The organism is Rahnella inusitata (assembly GCF_965118895.1).
GTDB lineage: Bacteria > Pseudomonadota > Gammaproteobacteria > Enterobacterales > Enterobacteriaceae > Rahnella > Rahnella inusitata_A.
The window spans coordinates 85,417-105,240 of sequence record NZ_CBCPJJ010000014.1 but is presented as its reverse complement, the minus strand read 5'-3'; the positions used below and the strand labels follow the sequence as shown (position 1 = coordinate 105,240).

General features: G+C 54.0%; 16 protein-coding genes. 9 read left to right on the top strand and 7 right to left on the bottom strand.

Annotated elements, in window-relative coordinates:
* Positions 1-81 precede the first annotated feature (81 nt).
* The 3 genes from ACMHLI_RS13935 to ACMHLI_RS13925 all read left to right on the top strand — a co-directional run bounded on the left by ACMHLI_RS13935 (position 82) and on the right by ACMHLI_RS13925 (position 2,303).
* Positions 82-678, top strand: a complete 597-nt coding sequence (locus ACMHLI_RS13935; RefSeq protein WP_413530141.1) for a DJ-1/PfpI family protein — start codon at positions 82-84, stop codon at positions 676-678.
* 119 nt (positions 679-797) lie between these two features.
* Entirely contained in the window at positions 798-1,352 is a 555-nt protein-coding gene (locus ACMHLI_RS13930) for a cysteine hydrolase family protein (RefSeq protein ID WP_413529980.1), read from the top strand.
* A gap of 36 nt (positions 1,353-1,388) precedes the next feature.
* Positions 1,389-2,303, top strand: a complete 915-nt coding sequence (locus ACMHLI_RS13925; RefSeq protein WP_413529979.1) for a GlxA family transcriptional regulator — start codon at positions 1,389-1,391, stop codon at positions 2,301-2,303.
* Positions 2,304-3,260: 957 nt separating this feature from the next.
* On the opposite strand, the gene ACMHLI_RS13920 is transcribed toward ACMHLI_RS13925, so the two are convergent.
* On the bottom strand, positions 3,261-4,256 hold the full coding sequence (locus ACMHLI_RS13920; RefSeq protein ID WP_413529978.1) for an acyltransferase: 996 nt from the start codon (positions 4,254-4,256) through the stop codon (positions 3,261-3,263).
* 236 nt (positions 4,257-4,492) lie between these two features.
* Between ACMHLI_RS13920 and ACMHLI_RS13915 the strand changes: the two genes are divergently transcribed.
* The gene (locus tag ACMHLI_RS13915) at positions 4,493-5,731 is read left to right on the top strand and encodes an MFS transporter (RefSeq protein WP_413529977.1); all 1,239 of its coding nucleotides are present in this window, start codon (positions 4,493-4,495) and stop codon (positions 5,729-5,731) included.
* Positions 5,732-5,855: 124 nt separating this feature from the next.
* Here the strand turns inward: ACMHLI_RS13915 and ACMHLI_RS13910 are convergent, their stop codons facing one another.
* The 6 genes from ACMHLI_RS13910 to fdnG all read right to left on the bottom strand — a co-directional run bounded on the left by ACMHLI_RS13910 (position 5,856) and on the right by fdnG (position 13,756).
* The gene (locus ACMHLI_RS13910) at positions 5,856-7,394 is read right to left on the bottom strand and encodes an aldehyde dehydrogenase family protein (RefSeq protein WP_413529976.1); all 1,539 of its coding nucleotides are present in this window, start codon (positions 7,392-7,394) and stop codon (positions 5,856-5,858) included.
* 101 nt (positions 7,395-7,495) lie between these two features.
* Complete coding sequence (locus tag ACMHLI_RS13905; protein WP_413529975.1) at positions 7,496-8,137, bottom strand: glutathione S-transferase; 642 nt, start codon at positions 8,135-8,137, stop codon at positions 7,496-7,498.
* A gap of 89 nt (positions 8,138-8,226) precedes the next feature.
* Entirely contained in the window at positions 8,227-9,156 is a 930-nt protein-coding gene (fdhE, locus tag ACMHLI_RS13900) for a formate dehydrogenase accessory protein FdhE (RefSeq protein ID WP_413529974.1), read from the bottom strand.
* Positions 9,153-9,806, bottom strand: a complete 654-nt coding sequence (gene fdoI, locus ACMHLI_RS13895; protein WP_413529973.1) for a formate dehydrogenase cytochrome b556 subunit — start codon at positions 9,804-9,806, stop codon at positions 9,153-9,155. Before fdoI ends, fdhE begins: the two co-directional genes overlap by 4 nt.
* Positions 9,803-10,696: a formate dehydrogenase subunit beta gene (fdxH, locus tag ACMHLI_RS13890; RefSeq protein WP_413529972.1), complete on the bottom strand. Its 894-nt coding sequence runs from the start codon at positions 10,694-10,696 to the stop codon at positions 9,803-9,805. Before fdxH ends, fdoI begins: the two co-directional genes overlap by 4 nt.
* Positions 10,697-10,708: 12 nt before the next feature.
* The gene (gene fdnG / locus ACMHLI_RS13885) at positions 10,709-13,756 is read right to left on the bottom strand and encodes a formate dehydrogenase-N subunit alpha (RefSeq protein WP_413529971.1); all 3,048 of its coding nucleotides are present in this window, start codon (positions 13,754-13,756) and stop codon (positions 10,709-10,711) included.
* Positions 13,757-13,901: 145 nt separating this feature from the next.
* Here fdnG and fdhD point away from each other — a divergent pair, with 145 nt between their 5' ends.
* The 5 genes from fdhD to ACMHLI_RS13860 all read left to right on the top strand — a co-directional run bounded on the left by fdhD (position 13,902) and on the right by ACMHLI_RS13860 (position 19,741).
* Complete coding sequence (gene fdhD, locus ACMHLI_RS13880) at positions 13,902-14,744, top strand: formate dehydrogenase accessory sulfurtransferase FdhD (RefSeq protein ID WP_413529970.1); 843 nt, start codon at positions 13,902-13,904, stop codon at positions 14,742-14,744.
* A gap of 53 nt (positions 14,745-14,797) precedes the next feature.
* Positions 14,798-16,096, top strand: a complete 1,299-nt coding sequence (locus tag ACMHLI_RS13875; RefSeq protein WP_413529969.1) for an AAA family ATPase — start codon at positions 14,798-14,800, stop codon at positions 16,094-16,096.
* Between the two features lie 11 nt (positions 16,097-16,107).
* On the top strand, positions 16,108-16,689 hold the full coding sequence (locus ACMHLI_RS13870) for a hypothetical protein (RefSeq protein ID WP_413529968.1): 582 nt from the start codon (positions 16,108-16,110) through the stop codon (positions 16,687-16,689).
* Positions 16,690-16,903: 214 nt separating this feature from the next.
* The gene (gene sodA / locus ACMHLI_RS13865) at positions 16,904-17,524 is read left to right on the top strand and encodes a superoxide dismutase [Mn] (RefSeq protein ID WP_413529967.1); all 621 of its coding nucleotides are present in this window, start codon (positions 16,904-16,906) and stop codon (positions 17,522-17,524) included.
* A 273-nt stretch (positions 17,525-17,797) separates the two neighbouring features.
* The gene (locus tag ACMHLI_RS13860) at positions 17,798-19,741 is read left to right on the top strand and encodes a methyl-accepting chemotaxis protein (protein WP_413529966.1); all 1,944 of its coding nucleotides are present in this window, start codon (positions 17,798-17,800) and stop codon (positions 19,739-19,741) included.
* Positions 19,742-19,824 lie beyond the last annotated feature (83 nt).

Genomic DNA, 19,824 nt, shown 5'->3' with positions numbered 1-19,824 from the left:
CTGCCACGCAACTCACAATATCAAAACACCGTTTCAATTTATGATGTCCTCTGATTTTTTTTCTCAGAGGACATTTGCATGATGGTAACGGACAACGCAAAAAAGCAGGTCGCACTCCTGCTGGCAGACGGATTTGAAGAAGGTGAAGCGGTAATTGTGCTCGATATTCTCGAACGGCTGGAGATTCAGGTCACCACGCTGGCGTGCCAGAAAAGTCAGACGCTGCGCAGTTATCACGGCATTCAGATGCAGGCCAATGAATTGCTGAGCGCGCAGGGCGATCGCCTGTTTGACGCGGTGGTGATGCCCGGTGGCCCGGAAGGTTCCGTGGCGCTGGCGGCCAGCGGAGAGGTGGTGGAGTTTGTCCGTCGCCACGACGAGGCCGGTAAACTGATTTGTCCGCTGTGTTCCGCCGCTGCGCGCGTGCTCGGCGGCAACGGCCTGTTGAAAGGCCGCCGCTATGTGTGCTCCGGCGATTTATACAAAGATGTCAAAGACGGCGTTTACGTGAATCAGTCCTTCGTCGAAGACGGCAATCTGCTGAGCGGCAAAGGATTAGGACTGGCATTCGATTTCGCCTTCCAGCTGGCCTACCGCCTGACCGGCAACGCCGAAGCTACAGATTTCCAGGCCGACCACATCGATTATCACCACTGGCGCGCTAACCAGAAAATCTGATTGTTTTCAGCGGACGGCGCAGGTCGTCCGCTGTGGTCAGCATCGTGTCCGTTTTTGGCATTCCCCCGCATCTTTTTCAGGCGCACACTGGTTTCATGCTCACCAGATGGAGTCCGAAAATGACAAAAAGCGCCCTGTTAAATATCGACGTTCAACGTTCGTTTGAACATAAAGAGTTCTGGCAGAAAGACGATCTTCCGGCATTTCAGCACGCCCTGACCCGCCTGATCGACGGCTGCCAGACGCGAAATGTTCCGGTCGTGGATGTGTTCCACGTTAACGCGGAAGGCGTATTCTCACTGGCGTCCGGGCTGGTCACGCCAATGACATTCCTCAGCCATACGCCGCAAAAAACCGTTCACAAAAATGTCCACAACGCGTTGCTGGAGTCCGGGCTGGACGCCTGGCTGCGCGAGAAAGGCATTACACATCTGATTATCGCCGGAATGCGCACCGAACAGTGCTGCGAGACCACGACGCGCGTGGCGTCGGATATCGGCTATAAGGTGACGTTCGTGACCGAAGCGACGATGACGTTCCCGATGACGCACGCCAGCGGGGAGGTGTTCTCCGCCGATTCAATCAAACGTCATACCGAGCTGGTGCTGGCCGACCGCTTTGCCACTATCACTAACGTGGACGGCGCGCTGGCGGAACTCGACCGGGCTGTGTGAAGATACGCTTTTGTGCGAACGGGTAAATGAAACGATATGCAGCGAAATGTCTACTTTGTGACGCTACCGGGCGTGATGTCGTTAGATCTGACTGGCCCGGCAGAAGCGCTGCGGCTGGCCGGACAATTTCAGCTGCATTACATCGGTCCGCAGGCGGAAGTGACGATGTCCACCGGGTTGACGGTGTCCCATTTGCAGCCACTCCCCGACACCCTGCCGCAGGGCAGTATTTTGATCATGCCAGGCGTGACCGAAACGGTGGAAAATTTTTCCTCACCGGTCGCGCAGACCACCTGTAACTGGCTGCGTCAGCAAAAAAGTGCTATCGAACAAGGCCATGTCACGCTGGTATGCATCTGCTCGGGCAGCCTGCTGGCCGGAAAAGCCGGGCTGCTGGACGGTTATCAGTGTACGACGCATCACGACGTGATCGACCGTTTACGTCAGCAGGTGCCTGCCGCGCAGGTAAAAGATAACCGGATATTTGTTGAAGACCGCTTCGTACTGACCAGTGCCGGCATCAGCGCCGGTATCGATCTGGCGTTACATCTCATCGCCACGCATTCAGGGCCACAGGCCGCGCTGGACGTCGCCCGCGAAATGGTGGTTTATTTCCGCCGCGCCGGTGATGATCCGCAACTCTCCCCGTGGCTGCGCTACCGCAATCACCTGCACCCCGCCGTTCACCGCGCACAAAACCTGATGGCCGCCGAACCTGAATCGCCGTGGCAGGTGGAAGACGTCGCCGCCCGGTCCCATATCAGCAGCCGCCACCTGACGCGCCTGTTCCGTCAGCATCTGGGCATCAGCGTGCGTGATTACCATGAGCAGCTGCGTATCGCCATCACCCAGCAGCGCATTCAGCAAGGCGCAGGCATTGAAAAAGCCGCGCTGGCCGCCGGATTTTCATCTGCAAGGCAATTCAGGCGGGCGCAGGAACGGTGGGAATGAGTGGAAGACCGGTTGCAAATTAAGCGGGTAGTGAGTAAAATTTTACCCGCTGACGATTTGTGGGACTGAATAGCTGAGCTAAACAGTACGTCAGTGTCTGCCTTCAAAGGCCGCTGGCCGTGCCGCGATAAGAAAGTTTTCTAAAGACCTCCACCTGATAGTGCAGGAAATGACAAAAAAGCGACGCTAAGTCGCTTTTTTGCTATCTGCGCCTTGTCGGCAGTTTTAATCCATTGAGTCTTGCATCAAATATATGCCAAAAGCTAAACCGGCCTGTGGTTCCCACCGGCGCTGCCCATTTTTCCAAAGGATATGCAGTAGTCACTTTTAAACGTATTTCACTGCAGGGATGCTGGCTTTGGGTTATTTCAAAAAATAAACGATAATCCACGCCCATAAAATATTCTTCAAGATAGAAAAAGTTTCATGGTGTTGATGCAATGTTCTGCCGAGTATTGCATTGTCATTAATAAGCTTAATAACAAGTTCAGGTAAATGCTTTGAGCAAGAATAACGTTCATGGCAAAAATAACGTTTATGACGCCCGATACTATAGGGATAAACCCAATTTTCGGACACTGCCGTATGTGCCGTAAAACAATGATCACTAAAAATAATAAATACGCGGATACTACGGGAAGCGAAATGACTACTGGCAGGCCTCACGGCAGTCAGAGTTGTGGCCCTAAGGTGGTCCAGCACGTAGCGAACACCGTTAATTTCAAAGGGTGGCCATAGGTTCATCGTCATATGCTCAAATAAATGAGGCAAAATAGTAACTGTGTCTTTCACGTAAATATAATGAAATATACAAATCGAAATGACTTCGAATTTAGTATCTAAGATAGATTATTACTGAAACTCATTTTTAACTTTAAATATAACAATCAATAATTAAACACGAATCAATAATATAGTTAAGATAGATTCACGAGGTAAATTAATTTCAGTTTACCCTCAGCTCACCCACTTCCGCCGATCGATTTTCGCTAATAACATCGCCAGCCCTAATCCACCGCCCAAACCGCAGATAAACAGGTACGCGACGTTAAGCAGCGGAAACTGTGGTAAATCGAGGTGACGGCTACGCAGGGCAATAATGATCAATGCGTGAAAGCCGTAGATAGCCAGAGAATGCCGGGAGATCAAGCTAAATCCCGGCAGGATGCTGTTTGATAGCGCATTTTTAAATGTCACAAATAGCGCCATCGCCGAGATAAACACCAGCGGGCCACTGTAGACGTAAAAGGTGTCGGCGAAGTTCTGGTTGATCTGCATCTGCCGGTAAGTGCCTGCGGCGATGGCCAGTGTGCTGAGAACGAAAATAGCGGCGGCGGCCAGCGTGATGCCAGATTTTCGGGTGTCGAGCTGGCTGATGGCGCGTCCCATCAGGGCGTAGAGGACGTAATAAAACGTATCGCCGCCGATATACAGATCCAGCGGTAAAAGATGGATTTTCTGCCAGTTCAGCGCCGGCAGTTGCGGATTCGCCAGTACGCCGAGCAGGATACCGGCAATCAGCAAATATTTTCCGGAGACTGCTTTGACGTGAATCAGCGGGGAAAGCAGATAAATTACGATGATGGCGTAGAAAAACCAAAGGTGATAAAACACCGGTTTTTCCACTATCAGCCGCAGAGACGGCCAAAACCCGATTTTTGTCATGGTGAGAATGTAGAGCAGCGAGACAGCGCTGTAGAACAACAGGCAGAGCGTTACGCGCAGAAAATGCCGTTTTTGTGCGCTTCTCTCGCCAAAAAACAGCGCCCCGGAAATCATGAAGAACAGCGGCACGCAAACACGCGACGCCGAATTAAGCAGGTTTGCCACCGTCCACTCCGCGGTATGTACCGCCGCGAAATTTACCACCAGCGAGGTGCTGGCGTGGACCATCACTACCATCATGCAGGCGAGCGCGCGCAGATTATCTATCCAGCTTATTTTTTCGCTCATGACCCGCAAATTCCTTCCCGTTGATGTGGTGTTTGCAGCCTATCCAGCTTTCAGACGGCTAACAAGGCAAAAGTACCATTCTCAGATTGTGCTGAAGGTGAATCCGAGGATTGCACCGCGCTCAAAAAATGGGCAAAATAGCCAACATTACTGCCTCGCTTGCGAAACCCGCCCGGACAGTCTCTACTATTTCGCTAATTTTCAAACAATTAGCCTCAGTCTGTGAAATAACAAAAATGCATAATTCTCCAAATACTGCGTCCCTTCTGGGGCGGCAGGCGCTTCTGTTCCCTCTGTGTCTGGTGCTGTTCGAATTCGCGACCTATATCGGCAACGATATGATCCAACCGGGCATGCTGGCTGTCGTGGCCAATTTCAACGCCGGTGAAGAGTGGGTGCCTACCTCGATGACCGCGTATCTTGCCGGCGGGATGTTCCTGCAATGGCTGCTCGGGCCACTGTCTGACCGCCGCGGACGTCGTCCGGTCATGCTTACCGGCGTCATCTTTTTTATCATCACCTGCCTGGCGATTTTGTTCGTGCAGAACATTGAACAGTTTATGGTGATGCGTTTTCTGCAAGGCATCAGCCTGTGCTTTATCGGCGCGGTGGGTTACGCCGCGATACAGGAATCCTTCGAGGAATCGGTGTGCATTAAAATCACTGCGATGATGGCAAACGTGGCGTTGATAGCCCCGCTGCTCGGCCCGCTGGCCGGTGCTGCGTTGATCCACGTCGCGCCGTGGCAACTAATGTTCGTGATTTTCGCCGCGCTCGCCGCCATTGCGCTATGGGGTCTGTGGAAATCGATGCCAGAAACCGCATCGCGCCTTGGCGAACCGTTCTCCATGCCAAGCCTGCTGCGCGATTACAAACACGTGCTGAAGAACCGTCAGTTCGTGTGCGGCGCGCTGGCGATTGGCTTTGCCAGCCTGCCGCTGCTGACGTGGATCGCACAATCGCCGGTGATTTTGATCAGTGGTGAAGGGCTTTCGACCTACGATTACGGCCTGTTGCAGGTGCCGATTTTCGGTGCGCTGATCGTCGGTAACGTCACGCTGGCGCGTCTGACCGGAAAACGCACGGTGGAATATTTGATCAAACTGGGCGCGGGTCCGATGGTGTTCGGCCTGCTGATCGCCGCCGCCGCGACAGTGGTCTCCTCTCACGCCTATCTGTGGATGACCGCCGGTCTGAGCCTGTATGCTTTTGGGATCGGTGTGGCAAACGCCGGTCTGTACCGCCTGACATTGTTCTCCAGCGACATGAGCAAAGGCACGGTTTCTGCGGCGATGGGTGTCATCAGCATGATGATTTTCACACTTGGGATAGAGCTTGCGAAAGTGGCTTACGTTGAAGGCGGTGCGGGAATGTTCAATATGTTCAACCTGTTAAGCGGCCTTTCGTGGCTGGCGCTGGTGGTGTTTTTCCTGCGCAGCCGTCAGGTAGTAATGCCGCCGAATGGCGTGATTTGATTTCGTTCTGAGTCGCCATTAATACCCCACCCCTCCCCTTCGCAGGGGAGGGAGCAGATCGCGTTTTTGCTCCTCCCCCTGCGAAGGGGGAGGCCGGGAGGGGGTTTAGCAGACTGCCCGGTGCTTAGAATAACCCCATCGGTTTGCTTGAATAGGAAACGAGTAAACATTTCGTTTGCTGATAGTGATCCAACATCATTTTATGCGTTTCACGGCCAAGGCCTGACTGCTTGTAGCCACCGAAGGCGGCGTGCGCCGGATAGGCGTGGTAGCAGTTGGTCCAGACGCGTCCCGCCTGAATGTTTCGCCCCATGTGATACGCCACGTTGCCGTCGCGGCTCCAGACGCCCGCCCCCAACCCGTAGGCGGTATCGTTGGCAATTTGCAGCGCTTCATCCATATCTTTAAATGTCGTCACCGCCAGCACCGGTCCGAAGATTTCCTCCTGGAAGACGCGCATGTTGTTTTTACCCAGCAGGATGGTCGGTTGCAGGTAATAACCTTCGTTGAGCGAGCCTTCCAGCTTTTTCTTCGCGCCGCCGGTCAGCACTTCCGCGCCCTCTTTTTTACCGATTTCAATGTAGTCCAGAATGGTTTTCATCTGTCCGGCAGAGACCTGCGCGCCCATCTGCGTTTCCATATCCAGCGGGTTGCCGGTTTTGATGGCCTCGACGCGCTTAATCGCACGCTCCATGAAGCGTTCATAGATGGATTCCTGCACCAGCGCGCGGCTCGGACAGGTACAGACTTCACCCTGATTAAAGGCAAACAGCGCGAAGCCTTCCAGCGCTTTGTCGAAGAACTCGTCTTCTTTATCCATCACATCAGCGAAGAAAATATTTGGCGATTTCCCCCCCAGCTCCAGCGTGGCCGGGATCAGATTCTGCGCGGCGTAACCGGCAATTTGCTGGCCGACTTCGGTCGAACCGGTGAACGCGACTTTGGCAATACGTTTGGAGGTGGCCAGATATTCGCCAATTTCGCCGCCCGCGCCGTTGACCACGTTGATGACGCCCGGCGGCAGAATGTCCTGCACCAGCTCCATCAGCAGCAGTACGGAAAGCGGCGTGAGTTTAGCCGGTTTGAGAACAATGCAGTTACCGGCAGCCAGCGCCGGTGCCATTTTCCAGCAGGCCATCAGCAGCGGGAAGTTCCACGGGATGATTTGCGCCACGACGCCCAGAGGTTCATGGAAATGGTAAGCGACAGTTTCGCTGTCGATTTCGCTGATCCCCCCTTCCTGTGCGCGGATGCAGGACGCGAAATAGCGGAAATGATCGATAGCCAGCGGAACGTCCGCACCGCTGGTTTCGCGGATCGGTTTTCCGTTATCCCAGGTTTCGGCGTTAGCCAGCAGTTCGATGTTTTGTTCCATGCGATCGGCGACTTTAAGCAGTAAATTCGCCCGCTGCTGCACCGGCATTTTGCCCCATTCCCCTTTGGCATTATGCGCGGCAACCAGCGCCAGCTCGATATCGTCGGTGCTGGAACTCGCCACTTTGCACAGCACTTCGCCGGTCACCGGCGTCAGATTGTCGTAATACTCATTTTTCACCGGCGCGACCCATTCACCGCCAATGAAGTTTTCGTATTGTTTTTTGAGTTTGAGCGGGAAACCGTATTCTTCCGGTTTGACGGCATGAGGATTTTTATCATAAGCCATGATGGGACTCCTTTATGCAGCAGGTTTTAGCAATGCGCTGCATAAAGCGTAGGCCGTGGACGCTTATCCGGTGGGATGTAAAGAGAACTCTTCGAGCGGCCTCACACCTTTTTCACTGCAAAGCTGGCAGTACCGCCTCCGGGGGGTGTAGTGCGCGCAAAACTCTCGCGCTGGAACAGGCGTTCGACCAGTTTAATCAGCTCCGGACGCTCGACACACCAGCCCGGTGCGATACGGCGAAAGTTGATGTATCCCAGCGAACAGGCGACGGCAATATCGGCCACGTTAAGGCTTTGAGAATTGAGCAACGTGCGTTTCCCGGCGAGTTTTTCCAGCGCGTCCAGCCCACGCAGCAGCTTTTCACGCTGACGCAAAACCCAGGCTTCGTTACGTTTATCCGGATCGCGACGGCCTTCCAGTACCAGCGCCACGGCGGCGTCGGTCACGCCATCGGCCAGCGCTTCGATTTGCTTCACCCGCAGGGCTTCCAGTGGCTGCCACGGCAACAACGTCGGGGCGACGTTCAATAGCTCGATGAACTGAACAATGATCGGGGAATCGTAAAACACTTCGCCCTCGTCGGTAACCAGCGCGGGCACTTTCCCAAGGGGATTGAACTGGGTGATTTTGCAGCCCGGCTCATGGGGGATGTCATTGATAAAATCGAACGGGATGCCCTTTTCCAGCAACATCACGGAAATTTTTCGCACATACGGGCTGGTATAGCTGCCGATCAACTTCATCAGACCCTCCACTTTTCACCGGAACCTCTATTAAACCTAGCAGCCGCACGCCTTTCTTTCCATCACGCGGCGGCTGCCAGATTCAGAGATTACTGCGCGGGAAACAGAAACGGATTGATGCCGCTGCCGGTGAAGCCCTTGTCTTCCATACGATCGTCTAACAACAGCGTGGCGAGATCGTCCGCAACCGCCTCGGCCTGCGGATCTTTTTCCTGATAGATGACTTTCAGATAAGCGCCGCAGTCGTCGCAGGTTTCGGCCTTCACCGCTGCCTGTTCATTCTCAACGGAACCGTCCGTCACAGACCAGTAGTGCAGATTACCCATCTCGTCGCAGTTGCTGCATTTGGCGCGCACGACGTGCCATTCGCTTTCGCACAGATTGCAGTGCAGATAACGCAGGCCGCTGATCGTGCCCATCGCGATCACCCCGGAGACCGGCACGCTGCCGCAAACCGGACAGAACTGACGGTTTTCGCCGTAATCTGCGCGCCCGACGCCATGCAGCTGCGCTGCCATTTGCGCCCAGTAGAGCGAAAGCGCGGCCCAGATAAATGGCGCTTTATCAGCAGGAACGTGCGTGAAATCCTGATTCAGCAACTGCGTCGCCATCATTTCGCGTTGCAGACTGGGTGCATGTTCAAGGCGTCCAAGCACGGCCTGTACCGGGCCGGAGGACTGCGGTTTGAGCACGACGATCAGCGCGTCCAGCAACCGCAGCCAGTGCGGAGTACGGGGAAACAAATGGCAATCGAGCGGCGGTTTTCCAGCGGCTTTTTGCAATTCTTCGCTGAGATCGATATTCAGCGGAAACTCCGTCAGCACACGTTGCTGCGCTTCGCACACCGACGCGGCAAAGTTCAAATACCCGTCCAGCGGGCTGTCTTCTGCCAGCTTGCGCAGACGATCGGCGCGGTGCTGATACAGGGTTTTGAGGTTGGCGAACAGCACCGGCGGGATGTTTCCCGCCGTTTTTTTGCCGTCGGCCAGTTGGTCCTGCGGGACAATCTGGATGCTCATCCGGCTTTCCTCTCGTCTTCGTCTTTTTGCTTCTGCTTCGCCAGCTCTTCGCGATACCAGCGTGGATGGTGGTACTTCGCCCAGGATGCCGGCACTTTACCGCCGGTCATCGCATCGATAGAACCTTTCGCCCAGGTCGCGGCGTACACGTGCATGATGATGACCAGAATCAGCCCGATACCTGCCAGCGAATGCACCAGCAGGGCGAGACGAATCAGTGGGATAGGAAAGAAATCCGCAAACCACGGACGCCAGATAATGACGCCGCTAGCCATCAGCAGAACCAGGCAACTGATCGCTGCCCAGAACACGCATTTCTGGCCAAAGTTATAGCGGCCTGTGTCGCCCACTTCATGGTTAGTCAGCACTTTGTCGATATTTTTCGCCCAGACCAGATCGTCTTTTTCCGGCAGGTTGTGCTTCCAGTAGCGGAAGAACATCCCGAGGAACGAGACGAACATCACCACGCCGAAGAACGGATGGAGAATACGCGCCAGCTGCGGCGTGCCGTAAATGTTCATCAGCCAGTTAAACGAAGGAAAAAAGAACCCCAGACCGCTGAGCGCCAGCGTCACAAAACAGAACGCGACGGTCCAGTGATTGAGGCGTTCCATCAGGCTGTAACGTTGGATCATTTTTTCTTTTTTCATGGTTTTTTCTCCTCGTCATCATGCTCTTCTTCCTCTTTCACATAGTTAGGTCCTACGCCGAGGAAGTGGAAGGCGGCAGCAGCAAAGGTCACCGCAAATCCGACGGCTGCGAGAGGTTTCCAGACACCTTTCCATAACGTTACTGCCGCACTGATCGCCGGATCTTTCGGCAGACCGTGATACAGCTCCGGTTTATCGGCGTGATGCAGCACGTACATGACGTGCGTGCCGCCGACGCCTTGTGGATCGTACAGTCCGGCATGTTCAAAACCGCGCCCCTGCAGCTCGCTGACGCGCTCTGCGGCGAGGTATTTCATCTCCTCTTTGGTGCCGAAGTGGATCGCGCCGGTCGGGCAGGTTTTCACGCAGGCCGGTTCCTGACCCACGCTCACGCGGTCGACGCACAGCGTGCATTTGTAGGCACGGTTGTCCTGTTTGTTGATGCGCGGCACGTTGAACGGGCAACCGGCGATGCAGTAGCCGCAGCCGATGCAGTGCTCAGACTGAAAATCGACGATGCCGTTGGCGTATTGCAGGATCGCGCCTTCCGCCGGGCAGGCTTTCAGACAGCCCGGATCGGCGCAGTGCATACAGCCGTCTTTGCGGATCAGCCATTCCAGCTTGCCGTTTTCCTCGACTTCCGAGAAACGCATCACCGTCCAGGATTTCGCACTGAGATCCATCGGATTGTCGTACACGCCGGTGTTGATGCCAACGTCGTCGCGCAGGTCGTTCCATTCGGAACAGGCGACCTGACAGCCTTTGCAGCCTATGCAGGTGGTGACGTCGATAAGCTTCGCCACTTCCTGCTGATGATCGCGGGCACGCGGCGCTGGCGTGAACCCGTTAGTTGCGGACTTACGAAGTATGTCCTGAGATTGCATTGCCATGATTCGCCTCCGTTAGACCTTTTCCACGTTAACCAGGAACGCCTTAAACTCCGGCGTTTGCGAGTTAGCGTCACCGACCGACGGCGTCAGCGTATTGGCTAAATAGCCTTTGCGCGTGGCGCCTTCAAAGCCCCAGTGGCAAGGAATGCCAATGGTATCGACGTGTTTCCCGTCGATAGTGAGCGGACGGATGCGTTTGGTGACCACGGCTTTCGCCACGATGAAACCGCGCTTTGAAGACACTTTGACTTCGTCGCCCTGCGCGATGCCTTTCGAGGCGGCCAGACTTTCGCCGATCTCGATAAACTGCTCAGGCTGCGCGATGGCGTTCAGCAGCGCGTGCTTGGTCCAGTGGCGGAACAATTCGGTGATCGAATACGTGGTAGCGACGTACGGGAAATCCTTCGCCGTGCCCATATTCGGCACATCGCTGGCAAAAATACGCGCGACCGGGTTAGAGATAACATTCGGGTGCAGCGGATTGGTGCCAATCGGCGATTCGATCGGTTCGTAATGCTCAGGGAACGGGCCGTCGGCCATTTTATCGGTAGAGAACAGACGTCCGACGCCTTCCTGCTGCATGATGAAAGGCCCGACGCCGCTGCCCGGCGCAGCGTTGCTGTAATCCGGCACGTCAAAACCGATCCACTTCGCGCCATCCCAGCGGATAATTTCGCGTTTGGGATCCCACGGCTGGCCCTGCGGGTCAACGGACGCGCGGTTATACAGAATGCGGCGGTTCAGCGGCCATGCCCATGCCCAGCCGGACGTGCAGCCCAGACCGGACGGATCGGCGTTATCGCGGCGCGCCATCTGATTACCGGCTTCGGTCCAGCTGCCGGCATAAATCCAGCAGAAACTGGCGGTGGTACCGTCGTTTTTCAGATGGGCGAAGGTCGAGAGTTGCTGACCTTTTTTCGCCACAAGATTGCCCTGTTCGTCATGAATATCTGCCAGTGCTTTGCCGTTAGCTTCACGGGCGATTTCTTCCGGCAGCGGGTCAAGCGGATCCTGATAATCCCACGCCATATTCATCACCGGCAGCGGGTTCGCACCGCCTTCTTTCTGGTACAGCTCGCGCAGTTTCATGAACAGGCGGGCGATGATTTTGCCGTCGTGCAGCGCTTCACCCGGCGGCTCAGAGGCCTGGAAGTGCCATTGCAACCAGCGGCCGGAGTTCACAATCGAGCCGTTTTCCTCCGCAAAACAGGATGACGGCAGACGGAACACTTCGGTCTGAATATCGGCGGTGCTGACGTCGTTCATCGCGCCGTGGTTTTGCCAGAAGTTCGAGGACTCGGTCACCAGCGGGTCGATCACCACCATGTATTTCAGTTTTGAGAGCGCACGCGAGGATTTATTTTTGTCCGGGAACGCCGCCAGCGGGTTGAAGCCCTGCACGATATAACCGTTCAGTTTGCCTTCGGTCATCAGCTCGGCCTGTTGCATCACGTCGTAGCTTTTGTCCCATTTCGGCAGCCAGTCAAAACCCCAGTCGTTCTGCGCCGTGGCGTTGTCGCCCCAGAAGCTTTTCATCATGCTGACGAAGAAGTTCGGCGTGTTTTTCCAGAAGTTGACCTGATTTTCGACCAGCGGCCCCGGCGTGATTTGTTTCAGGTAATCCGTCAGTTTGGTCTGTTTTTCCGACGGCAGCGGCATATAGCCCGGCAGGTTCAGGGAAAGTAAACCGAGGTCGGTATACCCCTGAATATTCGAGTGGCCACGCAGCGCATTGACGCCGCCGCCGGGCATCCCGATGTTGCCGAGCAGCAGCTGGATCATCGCCGCACAGCGGATGGTTTGCGCGCCGCCGGTGTGGTGCGTCCAGCCCAAGGCATACAGGATGGTCGAGGTTTTGTCGCGCGCGCAGGTTTCCGCCAGAATCGAGCTTATCAGCAGGAAATCTTCTTTCGAAGTGCCGCACAGGCGCTCCACCAGCTCCGGCGTATACCGGGAGACGTGCTCTTTCAGCAGATTCCACACGCAGCGCGGATCCTGCAAGGTTTTATCCTGTTTCGCGACGCCGTTTTCATCCAGCTGATAGTGCCAGCTGTCTTTGTTATAGGCTTTCTTCGCGGCGTCGAAGCCGCTGAACAGGCCGTCGTTAAACGCATAATCTTCCCGCACCAGCAGGCTGGCGTTGGTGTATTCCCTGACGTAGTCGGTCTGAATTTTATTATGTGTAATCAGGTAGTTGATCATGCCGAGCAGGAAGGCGGTGTCGGAACCGGCGCGGATAGGTGCGTAGATATCGGCCACAGCGGCGCTGCGGTTAAAGCGCGGATCGACAACGATGACTTTGGCGTTATTTTTGGTTTTTGCCTCAATCACCCATTTGAATCCGACCGGATGCGCTTCGGCAGCATTTCCGCCCATGATTAAAATCACGTTGGCGTTTTTAATGTCTACCCAGTTGTTGGTCATCGCCCCGCGTCCAAAGCTTGGCGCTAAGGCGGCGACGGTCGGGCCGTGACACAGACGCGCCTGACAGTCGATAGCAACCATCCCGAGCGCGCGGGTAAATTTCTGATCCAGCAGGCCGGTTTCGTTACTGGCCGCAGAGGAACAGAGCATCCCGGTGGTCAGCCAGCGGTTGACCGTCACGTTGTTGTCGTTTTTCTCGACGAAGTTGGCATCGCGATCATCTTTCATCAGGCGGGCGATACGGGAAATCGCCTCGTCCCAGCTCATGCGCTGCCATTTATCAGAGCCCGGCGCGCGATATTCCGGATATTTCAGGCGCCCTTCGCTGTGAATGTAATCCAGCACGCCAGCGCCTTTCGGGCACAACGAGCCACGACTGACCGGATGATCGGCATCACCCTCGACGTGGAAAATGTTCTCAGTGACATTTTTTGCGCCATCGCCCTGGCTGTAAATCAGCATTCCGCAACCGACCGAACAATAAGTACAGTTATTACGGGTTTCGCGCGAACGCAGCAGTTTGTACTGACGCGTTTCGGCCAGCGCCAGTGTCGGGGTAAAACCCAATAAAGCCGCCGTGGTGCCGGCCATACCGCCTGCACATATTTTGAATAATTGTCTTCTGCTGACTTGCATGAAAGACTCCTTCCCATCATTTGTTAACACATTGCTTTTCAAATTGTCGCTTTCCCCGTCAGACGCGGAAGCGGTAAAATCCAAGCCAGATACCCATTTTTTTTGTACGGCTTATGTAGCCGGAATGTTTATAAGGTTATTGCTAATGGATGTCCATCAAGTAAACGAACTGGGCAAAAAAGATGATAAAAAAGTGACTCAGATCATCGGAGCCAGCCAAAAACCGGTGATGCAGCGCACACATCCTGGCGAACTGGAAGACGACTGGATTGCAGAAGAAGTGCCCGTTGCGCTGGTCTATAACGGGATTTCGCATGTGGTGATGATGGCGTCGCCGAAAGATCTCGAAGCCTTTGCGCTGGGATTCTCGCTGTCGGAAGGAATTATTGAATCGGCTGCGGATATTTACGGGCTGGACGTGACACCAAACTGTAACGGTATTGAAGTTAACATCGAGTTATCGAGCCGCCGTTTTGCCGGGCTGAAAGAACGACGTCGCGCCATGGCGGGCCGCACCGGTTGCGGCGTTTGCGGCATCGAGCAGTTGGGTGATTTATTCCGTCCGCTCGCGCCGTTGCCGTTTACCCAAACGTTTGAACTGGCAAATCTGGATAAGGCGCTGAGTCAGTTGAAATCCGTGCAGGAAATTGGCCAGCTGACCGGCTGCACGCACGCCGCCGCGTGGATAACGTCGCAGGGTGAATTATTAGGTGGCTGCGAAGACGTGGGACGTCACGTGGCACTCGACAAAATGCTCGGCCTGCGTGAAAAGCAAAGCGGATGGAAAACAGGTGCCGCACTGGTGTCCAGCCGCGCCAGCTATGAAATGGTGCAGAAAACCGCGATGTGCGGCATCGAAATCCTGTTCGCCGTTTCCGCCGCCACGACGCTTGCCGTCGACGTCGCTGAAAAATGCAATCTGACGCTGGTCGGTTTCAGCAAACCCGGCCGCGCGACGGTGTATACGCATCCTCAAAGACTGCGGTAAACTCAGCGCAGAATTTGAACAGTTATCCATCGGAATAATTATAAGGAAATCAAATGCGGCAACCGTACCGTCTGGAAAGCATAACTCTCAGGGATGTGGGCGTATTCGAGAATACGCATTTTGATTTCCCACCGATCAAAAGCGCCGAAGCCGATGCTGAAAAGGCGGAGATTCATATCTTCACCGGCCCGAACGGCTGCGGGAAAAGTACGTTGCTGTATGCGCTGGCGGCGGTGTTTGAGGGTAAACCGGGGGGAGCTTATTTAACTGGCGGATCAGAATTATTAAAAAGTCGGTTGAGGAACTATTCTGCACGTATCAATTTTTCTTTTAATAATCAATTCGGTCAGTTGTCCAATACTGATGATAAAGACTTAATATCAGATTACTATCTTTTGGCTTCAGCAGATCCGTCGTTTAGGGAGTTTTCCCCTATGAATTTCGCGGCTTTCGCATACTCTGGCCAGTCAAATCCTTATGAAAAATTTGATATTTCCACGATTGAAGAAATCACAGCATCTCCTTTCGAAAATGCGCTGTCATTCAACTCAACTGTTCGTCCAAAAATTGTCGCTCAATGGATTGCCAATAACCGAACTAAAACAGCGTTGGCAAATCAGGATGGGGAATTAGAAGAAGGCAAAAAGTACGACATCGCGCTAGCTCGCATCAGCCAGTTTATCAAAACGGTTTGCGATCTGGATGTGGTATTACGTTTAGAACGCAGTCCTCTGGCGGTGACGCTAAAAATTGATAATGAGAACGTATCACTTAATGTCTTACCCGACGGTCTGAAATCCATCATCGGCTGGATCTCCGATCTCGCCCTGCGTCTCGAAGCCATCCCGTGGAAAGAAAGTCGCGATATTTTCTCGCAACCGATCATCTTATTCCTCGATGAAGTCGATATTCATCTGCATCCGAAATGGCAGCGCCGCATTCTTCCGGCGATTCAAAAACTGCTGCCCAATGCGCAGGTGTTTGTTTCCTCCCACTCGCCGTTTGTCGTCGGTTCTGTGGAAGATGCCTGGGTTTATAGGTTGCCGGATCCGCAACGTTTGGTTTGCCGGGATCCGCATATTGCCGAGGTGATTACGCCGACAGAATCCTCAGGCGGGAAAAGTTACCAGGTGATTCTGGAAGAAGTTTTCGAAGTGAAAGAACAGTTTGATATCGAAACTGAAAAACAGCTGGAACATTTTTATCAATTGCGGAACGCCTATCTAAAGGATCCTCAGGACATCCGTGCACTGAAAGTCTGTGCGGAAAAACTGAGTGAAATAAGTGAAGAAGTCGACGCCATCATTTTGATGGAAATGCGCCAAATTGCACGGCTGACCAAAGCAAAATAAGGATTTTTTGCATGTACACATTTATTAGGGATGCCTCCCCGGCATGTCTCGCTTTGCGCTGGGAAGAGTGGACAGATCGCTACTGCTCCGGTGACAAGGGTTTTAAGTGGTATTCACCCAAATGCTACGAAAACGTCCGTCAAAAATTATTCGAATCCAGCCTTCAGCATTGTGCATTCTGTGACGGACTAACGGGTGCGGAAAGCCGCCAGACTATCGAACACTTCAAACCAAAAGAACGCCACGCCTTTCCTGAACTGGCATTTCACTGGGCGAATCTTTATCCCTGCTGCGACCGCTGTCAGAGCCAGAAAGGCAGCCGGTACGATCCCGCACTGCTTAACCCTGACGATCTTGAATATCATTTTGATGATTATTTCGTGGCGAATTATCTGACGGGTGAAATAGAAGTTTCCCCACTCGCCAGTGCGGAAAACTGTCACCGAGCACATGTTACTCTTGAGTTGTACGGACTAAATCTGGGTATCAGAACCGCACGCCGTAAGCGTGAAGCGCAACTGTTCCAGCACAGAAATCCGGAAACAGAACCCTTAGATGATTTCAGCTATCGCTATTTCCTCAAGAACTGTTGAGGTAAGCCCACTAAGCACCGCGTGCCTTTAGACAATTTCGGATTCGCTGCTGTTATCTGGTTCTAAGCCCCGTATAACAGGGGCTTACAAGTACCCGCACAAAGTGCGGAGCATAGATAATCATTTTCAATATCATTTAATTAACTATAATGATCCGACTGATTACGCGGTGCTCACAATGACGGTGCCGCCCTACACTATGGAGACGATGAACATGAGTTATTCACTGCCATCACTGCCTTACGCATACGACGCACTCGAACCGCATTTCGACAAAGAAACGATGGAAATCCATCACTCTAAACATCATCAGGCTTACGTGAACAACGCTAACGCTGCACTGGAAAGTCTGCCAGAACTGGCAAAACTTTCTGTTGAAGAGCTGATCGCGAACCTGGACAAAGTCCCTGCGGATAAGAAAGTCGCACTGCGTAATAACGCAGGTGGCCACGCTAACCACAGCCTGTTCTGGAAAGGCCTGAAAACCGGCACCACCTTACAGGGTGAACTGAAATCCGCTATCGAGCGCGATTTCGGCAGCGTTGACGCGTTCAAAGAGACTTTCGAAAAAGCAGCAACCACTCGTTTCGGCTCAGGCTGGGCGTGGCTGGTTCTGAAAGACGGCAAACTGGCCGTAGTTTCAACGGCTAACCAGGACAGCCCGCTGATGGGCGAAGCCGTTTCTGGCGCTTCCGGTTACCCGCTGCTGGGTCTGGACGTTTGGGAACATGCTTACTACCTGAAATATCAGAACAAACGCCCTGACTACATCAAAGCATTCTGGGATGTTGTGAACTGGGACGAAGCAGAAAAACGTCTGGCTGAAGCGAAATAATTTCGCCCTGCCGCCCTTAACGGGCACGATGTTTTCGCCAATGGCGGGTCTGTGACCCGCCTTTTTTATGCGTGTAATATGCTGAAAACGTTACCCTGATCACCATAATCAAGTGAATCATTTTTATTTACCCCGCTTTTTTCCGACTTCGCTCTCATTTATCAAAAATACCCCGCAGCACCTATAAAGTTTATTTTTACTCCACCGATAGATTGTTCACAAAGGCGTTACAAAACCGCTAATTTTCGCAGGGATGTACTACGGAGAACGATTATGGGTAACGGCACGGGTCTTTCGCAGTGGATGAATAATCTCAAGGTGGGCACCAAACTGGGTCTGGGATTCGGATTGGTATTATTGATCGCCGCCGTGATCACCGTGGCAGGCATGGTCAAACTTAATGACATCAGCCAGCGGGCTGAGAAAGTCGATTTTAGTAATCAGATGAATGCGTTACTCAACGACGCGCGTCTGAGCCGCACGCTGTATCAGCTTAAGTACGATCCCGTCTATCTCCAGCAGAATCAGGACAAAATCAACGCGCTTTCGCAGCTGATTGCCCAATCTAAAGGCACATTGGAATGGGATGCCACCAGCCAGGCGAATCTCGATCAGGTGCCGGTGAAAATCCGGGAATATCAGCAGGCGCAGGACGCGTTTAAAAAGGCCGTCGATATGAAAGACGCCGTGCGTGCCAGCTGGAATCTTTCTGAAACCGAAGCGGTAGTGAAACGCCTGCAAGATCAGCTGCGCGTGGAAGATGCCGATCCTTCCATCCGCTTGTCTCTGGCGGAAGTGATTCAGAAACTGATCAGCGTGCGTTACTACGTGCGAGGCCTGTTGCTGAACATGGATAAAGAATCCGAAACCACGTTGCTGAAGGCCATTGATGATACGCAGGCGAACGCCAAAAAACTGAACGCGCTGTTACTGCCGAATCAGCAGGCCACACTGGCTCCGCTGATGACCGCGCTGGCCGACTATAAAAGCCACGTCGTCGCCTACATGCCTGCCTATGATGAAGAACAGCAGAACTCGCAGGTGCTGTCGGTCAAAGCCAGTGAGATGAATACGCTGGTGGGAAAAATCTTCAAAAATGAGCTGGCAAATACACACACTGATATCAGCCGTGCACAGTTAATGATGATGGTGATAACGCTGACAGTGCTGCTGGCCGGGATTTTAATCGCATGGCGCATCACCCGTCAGATTACTCAGCCGCTGCGCGCCACCTTGCAGACCGCCGAGCTGATTGCCAAAGGTGATCTGACCGCAGCACATCCGACGACGCGTCGCGACGAGCTGGGCATGCTGATGAATGCGGTTGCGGCGATGAGCCAGAACCTCAGCACCATGATTTACGAAATCCGCTCGGGCGTGACGCAGGTTTCCCACGCGGCGGCCGAAATCGCCGCCGGAAATACCGATTTGTCATCACGCACCGAACAGCAGGCCGCTGCGGTGGAAGAGACGGCAGCCAGCATGGAAGAACTGAGCGCAACGGTGAAACAGAACGCCGATAACGCGCATCACGCCAGCAAACTTGCCAGTGAAGCCTCCGGCACTGCCACGCTCGGCGGTAAGCAGGTCAGCGACGTTGTCGACACCATGCAACAGATTTCCGGGAGTTCGAAGCGTATTGCTGAAATTACTTCAGTGATCAACGGCATCGCCTTCCAGACCAACATTCTGGCGCTGAACGCCGCAGTCGAAGCAGCAAGAGCCGGAGAACAAGGGCGCGGCTTCTCGGTGGTTGCCTCTGAAGTCCGCACGCTGGCACAGCGCAGTGCGCAGGCCGCGAAAGAAATCGAAGGGCTGATTGCCGAATCGGTCGAGCGCGTCAATACCGGCGCGAAACTGGTGGAAAACACCGGTCGCACCATGCAGGACATCGTTAAATCGGTTTCGCACGTGCGCGATATTATGGGTGAAATTGCTTCGGCGTCTGACGAGCAAAGCCGCGGCATCAGCCAGATTTCTCAGGCTATCGTCGAGATGGACAGCACCACCCAGCAGAACGCCGCGCTGGTGGAGCAGTCTTCTGCTGCCGCAGATTCTCTGGAAGATCAGGCGGCTACGCTGACGCAGGCGGTCTCGGTATTCCGTCTGGCGGATAACCGCAATATGGAGCACGCACCGGCGGCCAATGCGCTGCGTCGCCCGGCGCTTTCTCCGGTGCAGAACAAAACCAGCCAGGAAAACTGGGAAACTTTCTGATCCCTCTTTTCGCCCTGCGCGCTTTCTCCCCGATGGCGCGCGGGGTGATTCTTCCTACTCACGGCATGGGATGCAGGTTATGC